We start from the raw sequence: 20,930 nt of genomic DNA on the forward strand, positions 1-20,930 counted from the left end.
TACCGACTCCGTTCGTTCGGTTAATCGTGTGCAGCCAATACCGGGATGGGGCTGTTCATCACGAGGCTAACCGTGTGGTGCTCGCGGAACAGGTCGGCCACAAAGCCGTGGTGGTGCGGGATCGTGATCAGCAGGTCGATTTGTTTTTCCTCCACAAACAAGCGGATCGACTCCTGGTAATCGTACATCGACAGGAAGTCGAACTCGGGGTCGTAGTCGCGGAACAACTCGGCCAGCTTTTGCCGCTCTTTTTCATACTGCTCGCTGAGCGTGATGTAAAAGTCGCTGTTCACGTTCACAATGTGCAGTTCGGGGTGAAACAGATCCAGCACCGGGCGGATAGCCTCCACCGGCGTATCGCGTTCCACGTGATGGAAGTCGGAAGCAATGGCCACCGTGCGGATCTCCCGGAACCCGATGTTCGACGGGATGATCATGATCGGACAGGGATTGTTTTCGACGAGCTTCAGCGTTTTGCGCGAGAGACAGGTGACGATCATCACCGCTTCGATGCGTTTTGAAAATGCGCAGATCGAGGTCGGGAAATCCTCGCCCTCTTCAGCGTAGGTCTCGATGCGGTCGAGGTAATCGGGCGACAGTCCGAACCGGACGCTCTCAAAAGCGCGGTAGGCACTCTCCCCGTTTTCGGGGGAATGATACAGGTAGTACAGGACGAGCCGTACGTCCGGATGGTTCTCAAACATTCGCAGGCTGTATCGCGCCATTTCCAGCGAGCACTCCGAAAAGTCGATCGGCAGAATAACGTTTTTCATATAATGCGATTTAATAATGTAAGGTACCCTTATTAGCGAGCATCCGAAAGCTTTTTTTAAAGGCTGAGAAGGGGGTAAGGACAAACGGCAAGCCCTGCCGCGGCGCGCCCCCTGCCGTACGGCATCCGGCCTACAGGAACGGTCGCCGGTCGCCTGCCCGGGACGGGCCCCATCCCGGCCGTTTGGCCCCATTACGTTATATTTGTCGACCTAATAAGCTGAAGAGTGCGACTAAAATCCCTGGAAATCAAAGGTTTTAAATCCTTCGCGGATAAGACCATTGTCAACTTCGACGAAAACATCACCGGCATTGTCGGGCCCAACGGCTGCGGCAAAAGCAATATCGTGGACTCGATCCGCTGGGTGATCGGCGAGCAGAAGATCTCGCATCTTCGCTCCGAAAACCTGGAGGCCCTCGTGTTCAACGGCTCCAAGACGCGCTCCGCCTCCGGCCTCGCCGAGGTCAGCCTCACCTTCGAAAACACGAAGAACCTCCTGCCCACCGAGTTCAACACGGTGACCATCACGCGGAAATTCTACAAGAACGGCGATTCCGAATACCGCCTTAATGACGTACAGTGCCGACTGAAGGATATCCAGAACCTCTTTATGGATACGGGCGTTTCCACCGACTCATATGCCATCATCGAGCTGGGTATGGTGGACGATCTTATCAAGGACAAAGACAATTCGCGCCGGCGTATGCTGGAGCAGGCTGCCGGTATTTCCATCTACAAAACCCGTAAGAAGGAAGCCAAATCGAAGCTGGACGCTACCGAGCAGGACCTGAACCGCATCGAAGACCTCCTGTTCGAAATCAACAACCAGCTGAAGTCGCTGGAAAACCAGGCGAAAAAGGCCGAGAAATACTACGAGATCAAGAAAGACTACCGCGAAATCTCCGTGGAGCTGGCCAAGGCCGCCCTCGAAGGCTTCAACCTGGCCTTCCGCGACCTCAACGAAAAGCACGACGCCGAAACCGACAAGCGCATTGCCCTCGAAGCCGAGATCGCCACCCGCGAAGCCGGCCTGGAGCAGGAACGCGTGGACTTCATCGAACGCGAGCGCGAACTCCACGCCCTGCAGCAGGAATTCAACGAGCTCGTGCAGCAGGTACGCACGAAGGAGAACGAAAAAAACCTGTCCAGCCAGCGCCTCGAATACCTGCGCGAGCGGGCAACCGGCCTGCAGGACTTCCTGCAACGCGCCGGCGGGCAGATCTCGGGAATCGAGGAAAGCATCCAGTTCACCACGCAACAGATCGGCGACGAAGAGGAAGCCCTGCAAGGCCTGACCGAGCAGCTCGAATCGTTCCGCTCCAGCGTGGACGCCAGCCGCGGTATTCTCGACGAAAAGCGGAACGCCCTCAATAGCCTGCGCACTGCTTACCAGCAGGTACAGCGCTCGCAGTTCGACGCCGAGAAAAAAGTAGCCATCGCCGATACTTCGATCCAGAACCTGCAGCGCGCCATCTACCAGCTGGAAGAGGAGCGCGCGCAGCGGGAGGAGCAGATCGCCGGCCTGGAGGTAGAAAAAGAAAAACGTCAGCAGGAGCTCGACCAGCGCAAGGTGGACCTCGAGCAGCTGCAGCAGCACCATAACAATACGAAGGAGCAGATCCTCAAAACCCAGCAGGTGCTCGAAGGCCTGCGCGGGCAGCTCGCCGACGAGCAGCGGATCCTCGATTCAAAAAAGAACGAGCACGCGCTCCTAAAGAGCCTCATCGATTCAATGGAAGGCTACCCGGAAAGCATCAAGTTCCTGCACAAGAACCCGAACTGGAACCACAGCGCGCCCATCCTTTCCGATATCATTTACGTGAAGGAAGAATACCGGGCCGCCGTGGAGAATGTGCTGGAGCCTTACCTGAACTATTACGTGGTGAACGACCTGCAGGAAGGCCTGCAGGCGGTGCACCTGCTCGACGAAAACAAGAAGGGCAAAGCCAACTTCTTCCTGCTCGACCGTGTAAATGAAAGCAGCAACGGCAGCCACGCGGCGCCCGGCGGCACCATTCCGGCCATGGACGTGATCGAGGTGGACCCGCAATACCGCGCCCTCGCCGGTCACCTGCTGGGCAACGTGTTCATTGCTTCCGATGAATCGGCGCTGGAGCACAGCAACGGCTCGGTGATCCTCGAAAAAACCGGCAAGTACGTTAAAGGCAAATACACCCTTACCGGCGGCTCCGTAGGGCTGTTTGAAGGCAAAAAGATCGGACGTGCCAAGAACCTGGAGAAACTGGCCAAGGACATCGTAAAGCAGCAGGTGGTCGTGGACGAACTGCGCACGCAGATCCAGGCCCGCCAGAATGAAGTGGTGGCCTTCAACGCCGACCTGCGCGAGAACGCGATCCGCGAAACGGAGCGCGAGATCCAGCAGCTGACCAATGGCGCTTTCGCCGTGCAGAACCGCCTCGAGAACACGCAGCACGCCCAGGCCCAGAGCCGCGTGCGCCTCGAAGACCTGCAGGGCCAGCTGGATACTACGCACCAGTCGGTGGACGGCGTGCGCCTGGAGCTGACGCAGCTCAACGAGCACATCGCCGACTACGCCAACCAGCTCCAGGAAGCCGAGACCGCTTACCGCGACATCGAGAACGAATACAACAACGTCAATACCCAGTACAACAACGCCAACCTGAACCTGACGCGCCAGCAAAGCAAGATCTCGGCGCTGAAGCAGGAGCTTACCTTCAAGAGCAACCAGCTGCAGGACCTGCACACGCAAGTGCAGAACAGCACGAAGCAACTCGGCGAAACCAGCGAGCAGCTGGAGCAGCTCGAAAGCAGCCTGAAGGACACGGAAGAAAGCCTGTACGAGCTGATGCGCCGCCGGGAGACGGAGGAGCAGACACTCAACGAGCGGGACCAGGCCTATTACAACATCCGCAATCAGCTCTCCGCCAAAGAAAGCGAGCTGCGCGGCCTGACAAAGGAAAAGGAGCAGGTGGAGCAACTGCTGAACAGCATGCGCGACAAGCTGACCGACGTGAAGCTGCAGCTCGCCGGTATGAAGGAACGCCTCAACGTGGAGTTCCGCATCAATATTGAAGACATTATCGACGAGCCGCGCAAAGGCGAGGTGCCCGCTGAAGAATTGCAGGAAAAAGCCGAGCGCATGAAGAAGCGCCTGGAAAACCTGGGGGAAGTAAATCCAACGGCTATCGAGGCCTTCGACGAAATGAAGAAACGCTACGATTTTATCGTGGAGCAGAAAGACGACCTCGTGAGCGCCAAGGAAAGCCTGTTGCAAACCATCGCCGAGGTGGAAACGACGGCCAACCAGAAGTTTCTCGAAACCTTCACTACCGTGCGCGAGCACTTTATCCGTGTGTTTAAAACGCTCTTTACCGAAGACGACCAGTGCGACCTTATCCTGGAAAACCCGGACAACCTGGCGGAAACCGGCATTGACATCATGGCCAAGCCGAAGGGCAAGCGGCCCAGTTCCATCGGCCAGCTGTCGGGAGGTGAACGAACGCTGACGGCCACCGCGTTGCTCTTCGCTATCTACCTCATCAAACCGGCACCGTTCTGTATCCTCGATGAGGTGGACGCCCCGCTCGACGATGCCAACGTGGGCAAGTTCACCAACATGATCCGCGAATTCTCCAACAACTCGCAGTTCATCATCGTTACCCATAACAAGACCACCATGAGCACGGTAGATGTGATCTATGGCGTTACGATGCAGGAGCCGGGCGTGAGCAAGCTCGTTCCGGTGGACTTCCGCAACCTCGCAACGGCAACCAACTAAAAAGGCTGTCTATTCTTTCCCCAAACTCTTAAGCAGGGTCCTTAGAAAGGGCCCTGTTTCATTTTAGCCCGGAAGAAGGGTGCTGCATGGAAAGTGGTGAAGCAATAATTTCGCGGCATGCGCACCATCATTCTCCTGGTCTTCTCGAACATCTTCATGACTTTCGCGTGGTACTACCACCTCAAAGACAGGGGTATGGCGTTGTGGAAGGCGATCCTGATCAGCTGGGGGATCGCTTTTTTCGAATACTGCCTCACCGTGCCAGCGAACAGGGCAGGAGCGGGAGAGGGGATCAACCTGTTTCAGCTGAAAATGATCCAGGAAGTGATCACGCTCGTGATCTTTTGCCTCTTCGCCGTTTTCGTAATGAAGCAACCCTTCCACTGGCGCTACATCGCTTCCTTCGGCTGCCTGCTGGGTGCCGCCTGGTTCATGTTTCAGAAGTAAGTGCACGCGGGCTGACATCGGGTTGCCCGGTCACCCTATGCCCAGTAGGAGGATGCAACGCTTTGTTAAGGGCGGCAGTCTATTTCGCGAAGCCGCTTAAATTTGACGCTATGAAAGCCCTCTTCCTGACCCTGTTCACCGCGCTGAGCCTCGCCGTGTCGGCACAAGACAAGCCCGAAGGCTTGTTCATCAACTCCAAGGCGCCTGAATTCAACCTGAAAGACCAGAATGGGAAATCCGTCAGCCTGAAGGACCTGCGTAAAAAAGGACCGGTGCTGATCGTGTTTTACCGCGGCAACTGGTGCCCCTATTGCAATAAGGAGCTCAAGGGGCTGCAGGATTCGCTGCAGCTACTAACGGAAAAATCGGCACAGGTGGTGGCCATTACGCCCGAAGCGCCGGAAGGTGTTCAGGAGACTGTGAAGAAAACGGGGGCAAGCTTCCCGATCCTTTATGACGCGGATGCCAAGCTGGCCAAGGCCTACGCCGTCGCCTACCAGGTGGATGCCCGGACGATCAGCCGGATGAAGGCCGGCGACATCGACCTGCTGAAAACCAACAACCAGAAAGAGACCGCCTGGCTGCCCGTGCCGGCCGTGTACATCGTCAATCGCGACGGCACCATTACCTACCGGTATTTCAATGAGAATTTCCGGCAGCGCCCGAGTGTAGCGGAATTGCTGAAACAGGTCCAATAAATCGTATCGATACCGCTATGCGTTTCAACAGCAGCATGGACCGCAGCGCCCGCGCCGTGACCATTTTCGTATTTGCGCTGTTTGCGCTTGTATTGACCGTGCAGGTACACCTGGCAGTGGAGTTTCCCAGGCAAGGGCTGCCAATTGCCATTACGATCTCGCTCCTTTTTTCGATCATCGTCATTTGCCTGGGCTTCCGCGTAACCGCGCTGACGTTGACCGAAAATGCACTTTTGATCCATCGCCCGTGGCGGACGAAAACCATCCTGTTTTCGGACATTCAGAAGGCAGAAGCCCTGGATCGTGAGGACCTGAGCTGGTCGCTGCGCATCTTCGGGATCGGTGGCGTTTTCGGATATTACGGCCGCTTCGCCAACCGGAAGCTTGGTGCGATGACCTGGTACCTCACCCGCCGCGACCGGACTGTATTACTACGGATGAAGAACGGTAATAAGATCGTGATCAGCCCCGATGACTGCGACGGGTTCCTGGAGGCGATACAGGCCCGACACGGCCTTGTGTCGCGTTAATGTACCTTCAGCTTGCCCACCTTTCCATTTCCTCCGGCAAAGAACAAGGCTGTTCCCTTCTTCGCTTTCCGGCACACTTGGAAACCTTCCTTCGAGATCCAGGTCCAGCTGCGGCCGCCGTCATAGGAAATATCAACACCATTGAGGCCGCAGGCGACGGCGCTCTTCTTCGACAGGTATTCAACACAACTGCGGTAACCATGCGGCGGCACATCCGGCGCCACCCAACTGCGGCCACGGTTGTTGCTGTAAAAACAGTTGAGCGAATCCTGCGCGGCCTTCGTAAAGTCACCGCCCACCACGATCATATGCTTTCCGCCCTTACGGGTACGAAAGTCCTGCACGGCAATGGAATTGGCACCTGTGCTTTCCAGCCCCTGCACCAGTGGTAATACAATAGCTTCATGGCGCACCAACGCGCGCGAGCGGCGCCCGCCGGTAATGAGCACGGCCTCATCGCGATCGAGCACACGAACGTTGGTACCGGAAGAAGCGAACATCGCTTCGCCGCTGTCTACTGCCGGGCGGTGGTCGAAAGGCACTTCCTGCCAGGTTTCGCCTTCGTCGAACGTGCGCAGGATGAAGAGGCGCCCACCGATGGGATCGCCCACCACGATGCCGGCCTGCTCGTTCCAGAACTCCATTGCATCGAGAAACATCCCTGGCGTGTGGTTCGCGTATACCTGCTTCCAGGTTTCTCCCCCGTCGATGGTCTTGAGGATGTAAGCCGGTGAATCCACTGCGATGATGATCGCTTTCGTGGGGCTGAACGCCTCGATGTCGCGGAAGTCGCGCTTCTCGAATCCTTTCACCACGGTCCACTTCCAGGTGGCGCCGCCGTCGGTGCTGCGGCCGATGGTGCCGCCGGAGCCGCTCACCCAGGCCACGTTGTCGTCTACCACGCTCAGGCCGCGCAGGCTCGTCCTGGTGCCCTTCGACAACACCTCCACGGAAGGTTCCTTTCTTTGGGCGTGGGCGGCGGTGAAAACGGCACCGAGAAGCAGGGCCAGCAACAGTTTTTTCATACGGTTCTTGTTGTGCGCCAAGATACGGAAACCGCGCCACCCGCGGCTTTGGTGTACGGAGTACATATTGCACGGGCGCGGCTGCTAAGCCCGGAGCCCGTACATTTGCCGCGAACCCAAACAGCTTACGTATGGCTCCTGTGAACCGGAATATTCTCACGCTCGACGAATTCACGCTCCAATCGATCCGCACCTTGCCCAACGCCACAGGCGAGCTGTCGACCCTGCTCCGCGACATCGGCCTGGCGGCCAAGCGCGTTAATGTGGAAGTGAACAAAGCCGGTCTTGTAGACATTCTCGGCGACTACGGTACCACCAACGTTCAGGGCGAGGAAGTAAAGAAGCTGGACATCTATGCCAACAACCAGTTCTGGGGCGTGCTCCAGCGCGGTGTTTCCTGCGCCGGCTTTGCCTCCGAGGAGCTCGACGACTTCGTGGCCTTCGAAGACGAAGTGAGCATGAACTCCAAGTATGTTTGCCTGTTCGACCCGCTCGACGGCTCGGGCAATATCGATGTCAACGTGTCGATCGGTACCATCTTCAGCATTTACAAGCGCCTTTCGCCGAAAGGAACGCCCGTGGTGCTCGAAGACTTCCTGCAGCCCGGGGCCAAGCAGGTGGCGGCCGGCTACGTAGTTTACGGATCTTCCACAATGCTGGTGTACGCCACGCGCCGCGGTGTGAACGGCTTCACGCTCGATCCTTCGATCGGAGAGTTCTGCCTCAGTCACCCCGACATCAAGTGCCCCGAGCTGGGCAAGATCTACTCGGTGAACCATGGAAACTTCTTCCAGTACGACGAGTGCGTGCGCAAATACATCAACCTATGCCAGAATAAAACGAAAGACAGCGGCGGTCCCTATACCCAGCGCTACATCGGGTCGATGGTGGCCGACGTGCACCGCAACCTGATCAAGGGCGGCATCTTTATGTACCCCGGCACCACCGATAAGCCCAAAGGCAAGCTGCGCCTGCTGTATGAGTGCAATCCTTTCGCCTTTATCACCGAAGTGGCCGGCGGCAAGGCTACCAATGGCAAGCAACGCATCCTCGACGTCGTTCCCACCGAGCTGCACCAGCGCTCGCCCTTTTTTGTGGGCAGCAAGGGTATGATGGCCGAGCTGGACGAGTGCCTGGAGCCCTCGCAAGAGAAAGTTGGCTAAGCTGATAAGGCTCGTAACCGCTGAGAAAAATAGCGAATAAGCGTTTCGCGAAGAGATACAGGAACAGCCCCGCCAGTGGCGGGGCTGTTCGTAACCCGTCATTTTCCCGTCCGCCGAAGCTTTAGCGCAGGCGGATTTTCTTTTTTTCTTCGCGGTTCCAATCGCTTCTTCCCCTTTTCTACCTTTACCTCCATGAACCACATCATCGAAGTGCGCAACCTCGTGAAGAACTACGGTTCTTTCCAGGCAGTAAAAGGCCTCAGCTTCGACGTGCAGGAAGGCGAAATCTTCGGGCTGCTCGGGCCCAACGGCGCGGGGAAGAGCACGACGCTGGAGATCATTGAAACGCTGCGCGAGAAGACCTCGGGAACCGTCACGGTGAGCGGCTTCGACCTCGATCGCGACCCCAACGAGATCAAGAAGATCATCGGCGTGCAATTGCAAACGAGCGGATTTTATCCCAACCTCAACCTGGTGCAGCTGGTCGAGCTGTTTGCCGGTTTGTATAACCGCGATGTCAGCCCCATGGAACTGCTGGGCCAGGTGCAGCTGCGCGACAAGGCAAAGGCGAAATTCAAGGAGCTCAGCGGCGGACAAAAGCAACGCTTTTCGATCGCTACCACACTGATCAACGACCCGAAGATCATCTTCCTCGACGAGCCCACCACGGGCCTCGACCCGCAGGCCCGCCGCAATCTCTGGGACCTTGTGAAAGGCATCCGTGAGCGCGGCACCACGGTGATCATCACCACCCACTATATGGACGAAGCCGAGTACCTGTGCGACCGCGTGGCCATCATGGAAGCCGGCAAGATCGCAGCCCTGGCCTCGCCCGACGCGCTCATCGACCAGCTCGTAGCCACCGGCTTCGAACGCGAAAAACAGGTGAAGCTCGCCAACCTCGAAGACGTATTCATTCATCTTACCGGCCATTCCCTACGCGAGTAGAGCGCAGGATCAATAATGAGGAATTAATCAGAACATTTTTTAGGATACGTTGTCGGTAGGTTCAGCACTTACCAATCAACTAATAAACCAATAGACGAATTAACCTTTTAACCCTTTTACCGTGAGCTTATTCGATCGCCTGCAAGGCGCCAAGCAAGACAAGATCAACGAACAGAAGCAGGCAGGTGCCACCTTCCTGGAAGAGAACAAGAAGAAGGAAGGCATCACCGAGCTACCCTCCGGCATCCAGTACCAGGTGTTGCAGGAAGGCAGCGGCAACAAGCCCGCAGCCAACAGCGAGATCAAGGCCCATTACGCCGGACGCCTGCTCGACGGCAAGGAATTCGACTCTTCCTACCGCCGCAACCAGCCGTTTACGGCCCGCCTGACGCAACTGATCAAAGGCTGGCAGGAAGTGCTGCCCCTGATGCCTGAAGGCAGCAAATGGCGCCTCTGGATCCCTTCCAACCTTGCCTATGGCGACAATGGCGTTCCCGGAATCCCTGGCGGCGCAACGCTGGAATTCGATGTGGAGCTGCTGCAGATCCTGCGCTGAGCAACGGAGTCATTAGCCAGGACCCAATAATCCATTATAAACCGATCAAAATGGACGCTGCCTCCGACCTCCGTTACCCCATCGGGAAATACGAGCCGAAGCCTTTCTCCGAAGACCAGAAGCAGGAGTGGATCGCCGACATCAAGTTTCTCCCGAACACCGTGGAGAACGCACTGCTGAACCTGGGCGAAGACCAGCTGCACAGCCCATACCGGCCCGGCGGCTGGACGGTGCACCAGCTGGTGCACCACCTGGCCGACAGCCACATGAATGCGTACATCCGCTTCAAGCTGGGGATGACCGAGGAAAACCCGGTAATCAAGCCCTACGAAGAAAAGCAGTGGGCCGAGCTCGCCGATGTTCGGGAGTTGCCCGTGAATATCTCGGTGACCCTTTTATACGCCCTGCACCAGCGGTGGACAGTATTCCTGAAATCCATCCCCGACAGCGCCTGGGAGGAACGCACGGTATTCCACCCGGAACACAAGCGACAGATGACGCTCTGGTTCCTGCTCGGACTTTACGCCTGGCACTGCCGCCACCATGCGGCGCATATCACGGGCTTGCGGGAGCGAAGCGGTTGGTAACAGTTTATGGTTTGTAGTTGAGAAAGCACTATGGAAAAATGGACGATCCTCGAATCGAAATACCTGCATCGGAAAGAATGGCTCACCATCCGCGAGGATAAATGCCGGATGGACAACGGGACGGTGATCCCGGCGTTTTACGTAAACGAATACTCCGATTGGGTCAATGCCTTTGCATTGACCAAGGAAGGCAAGGTGCTGCTTGTGCGGCAATACCGCCACGGCATCGACAGTATCGAGACCGAGCTTCCGGGCGGCGTGTCGGAGCACGGCGAGTCGATGGAAGCGGCCTGCCGGCGCGAGGTAGAGGAGGAAACGGGTTACACTTTCGAAAGCTGGAAGTGCCTCGGCAAGGTGTCCGCCAATGCCTCCACGACGAACAACTTCACCCACTTTTTCCTGGCCACCGGCGGCAGCCGCACCTCCGCGCAAAAGCTGGATGAATCCGAGGAGATCGAAGTGCTGGAACTCAGCATCGATGAAGTAAAAGCGATAGTGCGGGAAAACAGGATGATGCAAAGCCTGCACGTCAACTGCATCTTTTACGCGCTGATGGAATTGGGCGAGCTGAACCTTTAAGCAAACCGCTCGCGGTCCACTTCCGCCACCACGAATATGCTGCCGCAGACCAGCACCAGGTCCTTGGGAGCGGCCCGGTCGAGCGCCGCGGCCACTGCATCGTTTACGTGTTCATAAACCGCCCCCGTAAGCCCGGCCTGCGCGGCGGCTTCCGCCAGCTCGCCTACCGGCAGCGCGCGGAGAATGTGGGCCTGCGTGAAATAATACGCATCAGCGGCCGGAAGCAGGGGCAGGATGCTCTCCGCATCCTTGTCGCGCACCATTCCGAATACCAGGTGCAGCAGGCCGTACTTCGCCTCCCGCAACTGCCGGCGCAACTGGGCGAGACCGTCTTTATTGTGGGCCACATCGAGCACCAGCAGCGGCGTCTCGCGCAGTACCTCCCAGCGGCCCATCAGCCCCGTCAGCGCGCGCACCTGGCGCAAGCCCGCGCGGATCGCCGCTTCGGGGATCGCGTAATCGGCCTCCCGCAATTGCAGCAAGGCAGTCCAGGCCGTCCGCGCATTGTCTTCCTGGTAGGTGCCGGGCAGGTCCAGTTCCAATTCTATCGAAAACGGACCGTAGCGGTCGTAAAGCTCCACGCTGCGGCTCTGTGCGGCAACGGACAGGCTGCGGACGCCCCAGCGGTGCCCGGCCACAGTACAGGGTGCCCCCATTTCCTCCGCGCGCTTTTTCAACACTTCAGATGGTGCGCCCTGCCACTGCCCGATCACCACGGGCACACCTGGTTTGATGATGCCCGACTTTTCAGCGGCGATCGACTCGAGGGTGTCGCCCAGCAGGTTCATATGATCCCAGCCGATATTGGTGATCACCGACAGGTCGGGCAGGATGATGTTGGTGCTGTCGAGACGCCCGCCCAATCCCACTTCGATAACGGCTACGTCTACACGCTGCTCCGCGAAATACGCGAAGGCCATCGCTACCGTGATCTCGAAAAACGAAGGCTGCACTGTTTCCATGATCGGGCGGATGCGCTCCGTGAAAGCTACTACAAACGCTTCCGTAGTCTTTTCCCCGTTGATCCGGATGCGCTCGCGGAAATCGTATAAATGCGGGGAGGTGTACAACCCTGTTTGGTAGCCGGCCTGCTGCAGCACAGCGGCGAGCATATGGCTCACGGAGCCCTTACCGTTGGTGCCGGCCACGTGGATGGTGCGGAACTTTGTTTGCGGGTCGCCCAGGGCTGCGCAGAGCGCGCGGATATTGTCCAGCCCCTTCTTGAAGGCCGAGGCCCCGTCGCGGGTGAACATGGGAAGCTGACGGTATAAAAAATCGATCGTTTCCGCGTAAGTCATCAACGCAAAAGTCCGCGCAAAACTTAAGAAATCATAATAATCCGGGCTCTTTCTCTACCCGCCCGAAGTGCGGAAGTTGAAGGTGTACACGATCACCGACTCGTGGTCGCTCTTGTTGAAGTTCATCACCGGCAGGTACTGCTGGATGGCGTTTTTATACTTGCTCATCGAGCCGTTGACGATCCGGCGCAGCGATGCTTTTCCACTCGGGTCGATATGCAGTTCGGCTTTGACGGTGGCCGGGGGCAGGTCGCTCTGGAAATAATATTCACGCACCACCTCGCGGTCGTTGCGGTGCACGGTGCCTTTGGGATTGCCGCCGGGAGCGCCCGCGTCGCCGGGGCCGTTGCCGGGGCCTTCGCCCGTACCGGGCTTGTAGGAGTCGGCGCCATTCCCGCCGGGCCCGGTGCCGTTGGGCGTGCGGATGCCACCAAACACCGCCTTGGGTTTCGGGGCCGGCGGGGCGGGCGGATTGTTGGAAGGCTTTACCGCGTTGTTATCGGAATTAACGGTGGTACCCTTCGGGTTCGGCGTGACCGGGTTGCGGATCGCGGGGCCGTCGGAATGGTCGTCGGTCTCCACGGTGCGGGCGTCGCTGGTGGAAGACGATGATGAGGGCGACGACGATGCCGGTGTGGGCACGGACGACGTGGGGCCGGGCGCGGGGGCGCCGGGCACCTGGGGCTGGTCCTTACCGGAGCCCACATCGCTGTTTCCGAGGTTCACGTCACCGAGGTCGATCTCGATGGTTTGCTCGGCTACGGGCGGCGGCACGGTGGGGATCGGCCATTTCAGCAGTATGAACAGCAGCAGCAGGGCCGCGCCCGTGGCGCCGGTAATAATCAAAGCCTGCCGCTTGCGTTGCTGATCCCAGGTGGTCGTCATGGTGCTATAATTGGCCATACAAAAGTATTGCTTCCCGCTTTTGACTGAGTAACGGTGGAAAAGTTAGGGAAATTGCCTTCGGCTGCCGGAAAGGCGGGGAAGCTTTAACAGTAAGGCAACAGGCGGGGGAAGGTTTTGAAAGGATTTGGAGGTTTTGGAGGTTTTAAAGGTTGATGCAGTAGAAAGCCGCAATTATGGAAAACGCCGGGGGGATCGTATCGTTCAGGGGGGTAGTAACGTTCGATGGGGGGGAGGCAACATTGAAAGCGCCGGTTCCAACATTCGGAACGGGAATTTCAACGTTGGAAAGGGGGCGTGCAACCTTCCAGCCGACTTTTTCAACACCGGGAATGACGAACCGAACCGCAAAGACCGCGATTGGAACGTTCCAATCGCAACAGCGCATGGCCAGGGAGGGGGGTGTACCATTCAAATCGCCGTTTCCAACGTTCAAAATGACGATTCCAACATGGAACGGGGGCCCGCAACGTTCCAAACGGGGGGGGGCAACATTCGAGGCGGGATACCCGTCTTGGACGGACCGAAACCAGTCTTGGCCGGGGGGCATTTGCCTTCGCGGCCACCGACCGGACTTCCCGGCGGGAGCCTAGTGCGCGAAATCCTGCAGGTAGTCGCCCTGGATCCGCTCCATCGGCGGGTTGAAGTAGCCGTATTTGAGGTGCGGGAATTCTTCCTGCAGCAGCTCCAGCAATTGCTTCATACCCATACACTCGCCCGTTTCGCCGGCACCGATCTTGCCCAGGTACCAGTCCGGGTCGATGTTGAAAGAGCGCCACTGGATCATTTTCAGCCCCGTTTCACGAATGAGCTTCCGCAGCGCTTCATATTCCGCGACGGAGTCGGTCATACCGGGAAACACGAAGTAGTTGATGGAGGTCCAGCCGCCGAATTCGGTCACTACTTTCAGGCTTTCCACGATGTCGTTGAAGTCGTAGTTGTTGGGCCGGTAATAGGGCATATAGATCTCGCGGCGGGCCGAGTTGGTGCTGACGCGGATGGAGTCGAGGCCCACCTCGCAGAGCGCGCGTACCGCCGCCGGCTTGGAACCGTTGGTGTTGATGTTGATGGAGCCGCGCTTCGTGTGCTTTCGTATTTCTACAATCGCCTCGCGGATCGTTTCCCACATCAGCAGCGGCTCGCCTTCGCAGCCTTGTCCGAAGCTCACGATCGGGAACGGCGCCGACTCGAGGTGGGGCACCGTGTATTCCACGATCTCTTCCGCCGTCGGCTTGAAGGTGAGGCGGTCCTGCGGCGACACGATGGTCTCGTCTTCGGGCTGGAACGAGATACATCCGACGCAGTTGGCGTTGCAGGCCGGCGAAGAGGGGATGGGGCACTCCCAGCGGCCCATGAAATAGTTGCGGGCGGCGGGGCAATTATAGGTTAGGGCGCAGTTGTTGGCGAGGTGCGCCACGAGGCGGTTGTGGGGGTAGGCGGCGATGAGGTCGCTCACGCCCTGTTGCACCTTGCCGTCGTCGAAGCCGCTGCATTCCTGGCGGATGTCCTGCTCGATGCGAACGGCGGGAACATAGAATTTTTCGTTGTGCCAGCCCACGGCCACGTAGCTGAAAAGCGGCAGGGTGGGGGCGTCGGGGCCGGTCTCAAAGGCCGCCATATAAAAAGAAGTATGGGCAGGCGGCACGAAAGCGGCCACGGCCCAGCCCTTGTCGCAAAGGCGCATCTCGCCCGTATTCACGTCGATGCCGATACCGCGGCGGCCGGGCAGCTCGTATAGCTGGCCGCCTTCGGGCAGCTCGATCCATTCGTCTTCGGGAACCGGCAGGGCATCCCAGCCCGATCGGCCCACTACGTAGAGCGACAGGTCTTCGAAGATGTTGCCGTTCCCGTCGGAATACAGGATATAGGGTGATGCGTTAAGCGACATGGGGAGCGGTTGTTGACTGTTTACGGATTTGCGCTTTGCCAAAGGCGTCGGCTGCGGCCAGCTGCTGCGGGTCCGGGGCCTGGGTCACTTCGAGCTGCACGTATTTCTTATCGTGCCGGAACAGCGTCAGGAAGTCGGCACGGATGATGATATTTTCCAGTTCGTTCCAGGGCAGCACGGGCGGCTTCGGGCTTCCGGGCAATCCAACGCCGGCTTCGGTCAGCTCGATCACAGAGGGCTGGAACAGCACTTTCTCCGAAAAAAGCAGCATCACCGAAAGGGCCGTCCAGGCATACAAGCCGTAGGAGGCAATGCCTTCCTGGGTGAGGGCGAGCAGGCCCATGGCCACGGCTTCGAGGCCGCGGAGCGCGCTGTTGTAACGAACGGCCGGGTCGAGCTTGCGGCGGCGGATGCCATACACAATGGCGGCGAGGCCCACCAGCACAAAGGGCAATGCCCCGGCAACGCCCTGGAGATTGCGCTGCAGCAGCCAGCTGGCCGTTGCTGCCAGGAGGTAGAAGCCCGCCACGATATGCAGCACACCGGTCATGCGGCGGCGCTTTTCGAGCGATTCAATTCGAACCGGGATATGGAACTGCGTGGACATTGTTTATTGGTCTATTGGTTAATTGGTTAATTGGTAACAGGGACCTACTAATCAGGGACCTACCATCCGTCATAGTTATAGCGGCCGATAACATTTCTCATTCTTCATTTCCCCATTATCCCATTACCCCATTCCCTACTGCGGGTTTGCGGCCACCAGCAGGTTGCAAAGCTTGAACAACACCCGGGCGCCCACGTTGGCGTCCCAGGCGTTCTCCGACGTGCTGACCTCGTTGAGATCGAACGAGATGATCTTCTTGCCGGACTCACGGATCTTGTTGAACAGGTAATACACCTGCTCCGTTTCAAAGCCGCCCTGCACCGGTGTGCCGGTGTTGGGACACAGCTTCGGGTCGAGGCCGTCAATATCGAAGGAAATGTGCACCTTGTCGGGAAGCTGCGATACGATCTCTTCGCAGATGGCCTTCCAGGTTTCCCCTTCATATTGACGGTGACGGATATCGCGGTCGAAGTAGGTTTTGATACGGCCGCTGTTCTCCCGGATATAATTGTATTCGCCTTCGGAGTAGTCGCGGATGCCCACCTGTACGAGCTTGGCCACCTGCGGAACTTCGTTGAGCGTGTTGTACATGATAGAGGCGTGCGAATACACGAAGTCTTCGTAAGACACACGCAGGTCGCAGTGGGCGTCGATCTGCAGGATGCCATAATCGCCGTGGGTTTCGCCGAGGGCTTTGAAAAAGCCGAGCGGCGTGCTGTGGTCGCCGCCGAGCAGGGCCACCAGCTTGCCTTTATCGAGCAGGGCCTTCGTTTGCTGCTGCACCCAGTTGTTGAGGAAGTACGAGCCTTCGTTGATCTCGCGGAGCGACTTGCACATGAACTGGTTCTGCCCCACGATCTCGCCGTTGGAGATGTAGTCGATGTAGAGCTCGGCTTCCTTGCGCAGGTAGTCGCTCTTCATCAGGATCTTGCGGTCGGTTTCGCGCATGAAAAAACCCTGTTTCCAGCCATCCGGAACATCGGGATCGAAGAGGTCCACCTGCAGCGAGGCCTTCATTACCTGCTCGGCGGCCCGGGCGGTGCCGGAGCCGAAAGATACCGTCACCTCCCAGGGTACGGGGAGGATCACGAGGCGCGCTTCCTCTTCGGTAAAGGGCAGGCCGAAAACGTTGTTGTTCGGATTGCCGGCGCTGTTCGGGTCGAATGCGGAAAGATCGGTCATATGAATGCCTGTTGTGAAGGGCGGTGCAAGTTAGGCCCGTTTAGCGGGCCCGCAAAAAACGATCGCCGGAATGGTGCCAATGTGCGGTTAAAGACTTCGGGGAGGGTTTGTAAGGTTTTCAGGGTTCTTAGGGTTTTAATGGTTGATGAGCTGCTGGCCTTCGGCGAATAGATTTCCCCTGAGTTGTACCGCGAACCTTCAGAACCATAAGAACCTTCAGAACCGTAAGACCTGAAGCATCTTCCCTAAGACCTTGTTAAAGCGCCCCAATTGAGGAAAATCAGGATAGACCGGCCCGGCTGTCGGGAGATTTCTTCTACCTTTGCGCCGTTATCCGGCAAACATGAAAAAGATCCACATCATCCTCCTGCTCCTGGTTATCGGTGGTATCGTCGGCATGTCCTTTTTTATCAAGGACCTTACGACGTACGAAACCTTCGCATCGGCGGCTCAAAAGACCAACAAATTCGTGGTGGTCAAGGTGAAGCTCGACAAGAGCGCGCCGATTGAATACGATATGGTGAAGGATCCCAACAAGACCATCTTTTACGCGCTGGACCAGGACGGCAAGCGCACCCGCGTGGTGTACAGCAACGCCAAACCAACCGACATGGAGCGGAGCGAAGGCATCGACCTCAACGGGTATATGCGCGGCGACCACTTTGAATGCACGAAACTGCAGATGAAGTGTCCCTCCAAATACAAGGACGACATGAACCAGGCCGCCAAATCCCTGCCGGGCAATTCGCAGGCAGCGCCGGCATCCTACTAAGCACCCCCTGACGAATGGACTATATCGGCGAGCAACTCTTACCGGGCCGCATCGGCCACTTTTTCGTGATCCTTTCCCTGGTCGCCTCCCTGGCCGCCACCGTGACCTATTTCTTCGCCGCGCGTCGCCGCGGCACGCCGGAAGGAGACCAGTGGCGCCGCCTGGCGCGGATCTTCTTCGCGGCTGAAGCCTTCAGCGTGCTGGCCATCTTCGGCATCCTGTTTTACATCATTTCCAACCACCTTTTCGAATTCAAATACGCCTGGCAGCACAGCAGCCGCGCGCTGGAGCCGAAATACTTGCTCAGCTGTTTCTGGGAAGGCCAGGAAGGATCATTCCTCCTGTGGAGCTTCTGGCATTGTGTGCTGGGCCTGGTGCTGATGCGCAAAGGCCGCCAATGGGAAGCACCCGTGATGACCGTCGTGTCGTTTGCGCAGGTGCTGCTGGCCACGATGATCGCCGGCATCCACCTGTTTGGAATGAAGATCGGCTCCAACCCCTTTGTGCTGCTGCGCAACGAGCTGCAGGCGCCGATCTTTTCGAGCGCCGACTACCTCAGCAAGATCACCGACGGCAACGACCTCAACCCGCTGCTGCAGAACTACTGGATGGTAATCCACCCGCCGGTTCTGTTCCTCGGCTTCGCCTCTACACTCATTCCCTTTGCCTACGCCATCGCCGGCCTGTGGACCCGCGAGTACAAGTCCTGGACAAAGCCCGCCCTCAGCTGGGCGCTGTTCTCGGCAGGGGTGCTGGGCACCGGCATCATGATGGGTGCCGCCTGGGCCTACGAATCGCTCAACTTCGGCGGCTACTGGGCCTGGGACCCGGTGGAAAATGCCTCGCTGGTTCCCTGGCTGGTGCTGGTGGCCGGCGTGCACACGTTGCTCATCTTCCGGCATACGGGCAACGCGCTCCGCTCGTCCTTCCTCTTTCTCATCCTGACCTTCCTGCTCATCCTGTACTCTACCTACCTCACCCGCAGCGGCGACCTGCAGGACACCTCCGTGCACGCCTTTACCGGCGAGGGCATCGCCAAGTGGCACCTGCGTGCGCTCGTGGCTGTTTTTATGGTCCCTTCGCTGTTCCTGTTTATCCGCCGCTACAAGCAGATCCCGCACGTAGCCAAGGAAGAGGAAGCCTCCTCGCGTGAGTTCTGGATGTTCATCGGGTCGCTCGTGTTGCTGCTGTCGGCCATCACGATCATTGTGATGACTTCGCTGCCGGTGCTCAACAAGATCGGCAACCTGTTTACCGACAAGCAGCTGTTCAAGCCGCTGGCAATGGGAGAGGACTCCGCCTTTGCCTACAACCGGATCCAGGTGTTCGTGGCCGTCATCATGGGCCTGCTCACCGCCATCACGCAATATTTCCGTTACAAGAGCACCCCGAAAGCGCTCCTCTTCCGCAAGCTGCTGTGGCCTACGCTCATCACGTTGGTGCTGGCCGGGCTTGTGCTCGGTTTTGGAAAGATCAACTACGATGTATACGGAGCCGGCTTCATGGCCGCCATCTGGGTAGCAGTGATTTGTGCCCTCTATGCCGTCGTAGCGAATGCTGCTTTTATCTGGACCGGCATGAACGGTAAGCTCCGCGCAGCCGGCGGCTCCGTGGCCCACGTGGGCTTCGGGATCCTGCTCGTTGGTATCCTCGTTTCTTCTTCCAAGAAAGAAGTGCTGTCGCACAACACCACGGGGATCTTCGTCCCGATGGGTGAGGGCTCCAAGGAAAAGCCGGGTGAAAACCTGACGCTCGTGCAGGGTCTGCCCACCGATATGGGCGCCTACTGGGTCACCTACAGCCGCGATTCGGCGCACCCCGAAAAGCCGCTCTGGTTCTATGCCCTCGACTTCAGCAGCAAAGACTCGAGCGAGCGATTCACCCTGAAGCCCAATGCCTTCGTCAACTACAAGGGCAACTCGGGCCTGATGGCGAACCCCGATGCGAAGCACTACTGGAACTACGACGTATTCACCTATATCACCTCGCTTTCCAACGACCCCGGCAAGCCAGTGGAAGATACAGCCGCCTTCAAGCCGCAGACCCTGAAAGCGGGCGACACCGCCTGGTACTCGAAGGGCTTCCTCGTGCTCGAGGGCGTGCAGTCGCGCGACCACATCCCGCAGGCCGGCTTCGCACCCACCGACAGCGCTTCGGTAGCCACGGTGAAGGTGTTTGCAAAGACCTCGTCCATCTACACGCTTCAGCCGCTGCTGGTGACGAAAGCCGGCGAGCCGTTCCCGGTTGCTGACACCGTTACGGCGGAAGGGCTGGTGGTGCAGTTGCAGCGCGTGTCGGGCGGTGGCTACGAGCTGGGCATCAAGGAATCCGACGCGGTGCTGCGCTATATCACGCTCAAGGCATACAAGTTTCCTTTCATCAACCTCGTTTGGCTCGGCACGCTGGTAATGGTCGCCGGCATTGGTATGAGCCTCGTGCGCCGTGTGCGGCTGAACCGAACTCCCGGCCTTAAAATTTAAGTTTTCCAAAACAGCGGATGGCGTAGTTTCATGGTCTCATTTACCCAAATGCACCTGCTCGTCCGCATCACGTTTTTTTGCCTTCTCAGCTTGGCAGCCGGGACAAGCGTCTCTGCCCAGGCCGACTCGTCGGCGCAGCCCCGCTGGGGCGCGCGCGACACCGTGATCGTGTCGGTCATCAATTACGAGGGCGAGCTCATCCCATACCGCGAGCTTGACGAGGTATATATCTCTAAAATGACACCCGAGCAACTGGCCCGCGCCGTTGCCGCCTACAACCGCCTCCGCAACGCTGTTTACGTGACCTATCCGTACGCCCGCACGGCCGGTGCCACCCTCAACGACGTGGCCGCCCACCTCGAAGGCGTATCGGGCCGCGGCGAGCGCAAAGCTTACATCAAGACCCGCGAGGCCGAGCTGCGGAAGCAGTTCTCCGACCCGCTCGAAAACCTGTCGGTCTACCAGGGCCGGGTGTTGATGAAGCTGATCAACCGGCAAACCGGCAACAACTGCTACGAGATCATCAAGGAATACAAGGGCGGCTTTAATGCGCGGTTGTACCAGACCGTTGCCTTTTTCTTCGGATCCACCCTCAAGCAGCCCTACGACCTCAACGATCCCACCGACCGGCAGATCGAGTCTATTGTAAAAGAGATCGACGGTTCCTGGTACAACAATCCTTACCGCCCGGGCTTTGTGCGCCAGTCTAGCGCAGCCGCCGGCAGTCATTAAGGC

At 58.2% G+C, this 20,930-nt stretch carries 19 protein-coding genes; 12 read left to right on the forward strand and 7 right to left on the reverse strand.

Features of this window, described 5'->3' with window-relative positions; genetic code table 11:
• Positions 1 to 20: 20 nt before the first annotated feature.
• Positions 21 to 773: a universal stress protein gene (locus E0486_RS04615; protein WP_131850968.1), complete on the reverse strand. Its 753-nt coding sequence runs from the start codon at positions 771 to 773 to the stop codon at positions 21 to 23.
• 225 nt (positions 774 to 998) lie between these two features.
• Here E0486_RS04615 and smc point away from each other — a divergent pair, with 225 nt between their 5' ends.
• The 4 genes from smc (at position 999) to E0486_RS04635 (ending at position 6,207) form a co-directional block, all read left to right on the forward strand.
• On the forward strand, positions 999 to 4,532 hold the full coding sequence (smc, locus tag E0486_RS04620; RefSeq protein ID WP_131850969.1) for a chromosome segregation protein SMC: 3,534 nt from the start codon (positions 999 to 1,001) through the stop codon (positions 4,530 to 4,532).
• Positions 4,533 to 4,649: 117 nt separating this feature from the next.
• Positions 4,650 to 4,979 (forward strand): DMT family protein, encoded by a 330-nt coding sequence (locus tag E0486_RS04625; protein ID WP_131850970.1) that lies wholly within the window; start codon positions 4,650 to 4,652, stop codon positions 4,977 to 4,979.
• A gap of 110 nt (positions 4,980 to 5,089) precedes the next feature.
• Positions 5,090 to 5,677, forward strand: a complete 588-nt coding sequence (locus E0486_RS04630) for a peroxiredoxin-like family protein (protein WP_131850971.1) — start codon at positions 5,090 to 5,092, stop codon at positions 5,675 to 5,677.
• Between the two features lie 17 nt (positions 5,678 to 5,694).
• Positions 5,695 to 6,207: a PH domain-containing protein gene (locus tag E0486_RS04635; RefSeq protein ID WP_243697374.1), complete on the forward strand. Its 513-nt coding sequence runs from the start codon at positions 5,695 to 5,697 to the stop codon at positions 6,205 to 6,207.
• On the opposite strand, the gene E0486_RS04640 is transcribed toward E0486_RS04635, so the two are convergent.
• A complete protein-coding gene (locus E0486_RS04640; protein WP_165917192.1) occupies positions 6,204 to 7,232 on the reverse strand; it encodes a WD40/YVTN/BNR-like repeat-containing protein in 1,029 nt (342 codons plus the stop codon). The two genes, E0486_RS04635 and E0486_RS04640, sit on opposite strands and share 4 nt — an antisense overlap.
• Positions 7,233 to 7,363: 131 nt before the next feature.
• Here E0486_RS04640 and fbp point away from each other — a divergent pair, with 131 nt between their 5' ends.
• The 5 genes from fbp (at position 7,364) to E0486_RS04665 (ending at position 11,065) form a co-directional block, all read left to right on the forward strand.
• Positions 7,364 to 8,395, forward strand: coding sequence for a class 1 fructose-bisphosphatase (gene fbp, locus E0486_RS04645; RefSeq protein ID WP_131850973.1), 1,032 nt, complete (start codon positions 7,364 to 7,366; stop codon positions 8,393 to 8,395).
• A gap of 192 nt (positions 8,396 to 8,587) precedes the next feature.
• Positions 8,588 to 9,343, forward strand: a complete 756-nt coding sequence (locus E0486_RS04650) for an ABC transporter ATP-binding protein (protein WP_131850974.1) — start codon at positions 8,588 to 8,590, stop codon at positions 9,341 to 9,343.
• A gap of 121 nt (positions 9,344 to 9,464) precedes the next feature.
• A complete protein-coding gene (gene bamJ, locus E0486_RS04655) occupies positions 9,465 to 9,899 on the forward strand; it encodes a BamJ family beta-barrel-assembly machinery protein (protein WP_131850975.1) in 435 nt (144 codons plus the stop codon).
• A 50-nt stretch (positions 9,900 to 9,949) separates the two neighbouring features.
• Entirely contained in the window at positions 9,950 to 10,486 is a 537-nt protein-coding gene (locus E0486_RS04660; protein ID WP_131850976.1) for a YfiT family bacillithiol transferase, read from the forward strand.
• 30 nt (positions 10,487 to 10,516) lie between these two features.
• Positions 10,517 to 11,065, forward strand: a complete 549-nt coding sequence (locus tag E0486_RS04665) for an NUDIX hydrolase (protein WP_131850977.1) — start codon at positions 10,517 to 10,519, stop codon at positions 11,063 to 11,065.
• On the opposite strand, the gene E0486_RS04670 is transcribed toward E0486_RS04665, so the two are convergent.
• From E0486_RS04670 to E0486_RS04690, 5 genes are all read right to left on the reverse strand, one after another.
• On the reverse strand, positions 11,062 to 12,363 hold the full coding sequence (locus E0486_RS04670; RefSeq protein ID WP_131850978.1) for a bifunctional folylpolyglutamate synthase/dihydrofolate synthase: 1,302 nt from the start codon (positions 12,361 to 12,363) through the stop codon (positions 11,062 to 11,064). The two genes, E0486_RS04665 and E0486_RS04670, sit on opposite strands and share 4 nt — an antisense overlap.
• Positions 12,364 to 12,417: 54 nt before the next feature.
• On the reverse strand, positions 12,418 to 13,266 hold the full coding sequence (locus E0486_RS04675) for a hypothetical protein (protein WP_131850979.1): 849 nt from the start codon (positions 13,264 to 13,266) through the stop codon (positions 12,418 to 12,420).
• A 589-nt stretch (positions 13,267 to 13,855) separates the two neighbouring features.
• Positions 13,856 to 15,154, reverse strand: coding sequence for a radical SAM family protein (locus E0486_RS04680; protein WP_131850980.1), 1,299 nt, complete (start codon positions 15,152 to 15,154; stop codon positions 13,856 to 13,858).
• The gene (locus tag E0486_RS04685) at positions 15,144 to 15,761 is read right to left on the reverse strand and encodes a hypothetical protein (RefSeq protein WP_131850981.1); all 618 of its coding nucleotides are present in this window, start codon (positions 15,759 to 15,761) and stop codon (positions 15,144 to 15,146) included. Before E0486_RS04685 ends, E0486_RS04680 begins: the two co-directional genes overlap by 11 nt.
• A gap of 135 nt (positions 15,762 to 15,896) precedes the next feature.
• Positions 15,897 to 16,943 carry an agmatinase family protein gene (locus E0486_RS04690; RefSeq protein ID WP_131850982.1) on the reverse strand — a complete coding sequence of 349 codons (1,047 nt, stop codon included), beginning with the start codon at positions 16,941 to 16,943 and terminating at the stop codon, positions 15,897 to 15,899.
• Between the two features lie 343 nt (positions 16,944 to 17,286).
• On the opposite strand from E0486_RS04690, the gene E0486_RS04695 reads away from it, so the two are divergent.
• The 3 genes from E0486_RS04695 (at position 17,287) to E0486_RS04705 (ending at position 20,927) form a co-directional block, all read left to right on the forward strand.
• Positions 17,287 to 17,715: a cytochrome c maturation protein CcmE domain-containing protein gene (locus E0486_RS04695; RefSeq protein ID WP_131850983.1), complete on the forward strand. Its 429-nt coding sequence runs from the start codon at positions 17,287 to 17,289 to the stop codon at positions 17,713 to 17,715.
• A gap of 14 nt (positions 17,716 to 17,729) precedes the next feature.
• Positions 17,730 to 20,195 carry a cytochrome c biogenesis protein CcsA gene (gene ccsA, locus E0486_RS04700; protein WP_131850984.1) on the forward strand — a complete coding sequence of 822 codons (2,466 nt, stop codon included), beginning with the start codon at positions 17,730 to 17,732 and terminating at the stop codon, positions 20,193 to 20,195.
• Between the two features lie 90 nt (positions 20,196 to 20,285).
• Entirely contained in the window at positions 20,286 to 20,927 is a 642-nt protein-coding gene (locus E0486_RS04705) for a DUF4294 domain-containing protein (RefSeq protein ID WP_243697375.1), read from the forward strand.
• Positions 20,928 to 20,930 lie beyond the last annotated feature (3 nt).

Origin of the sequence: Flaviaesturariibacter aridisoli, from assembly GCF_004343705.1 — a bacterium.
Lineage (GTDB): Bacteria > Bacteroidota > Bacteroidia > Chitinophagales > Chitinophagaceae > Flavisolibacter > Flavisolibacter aridisoli.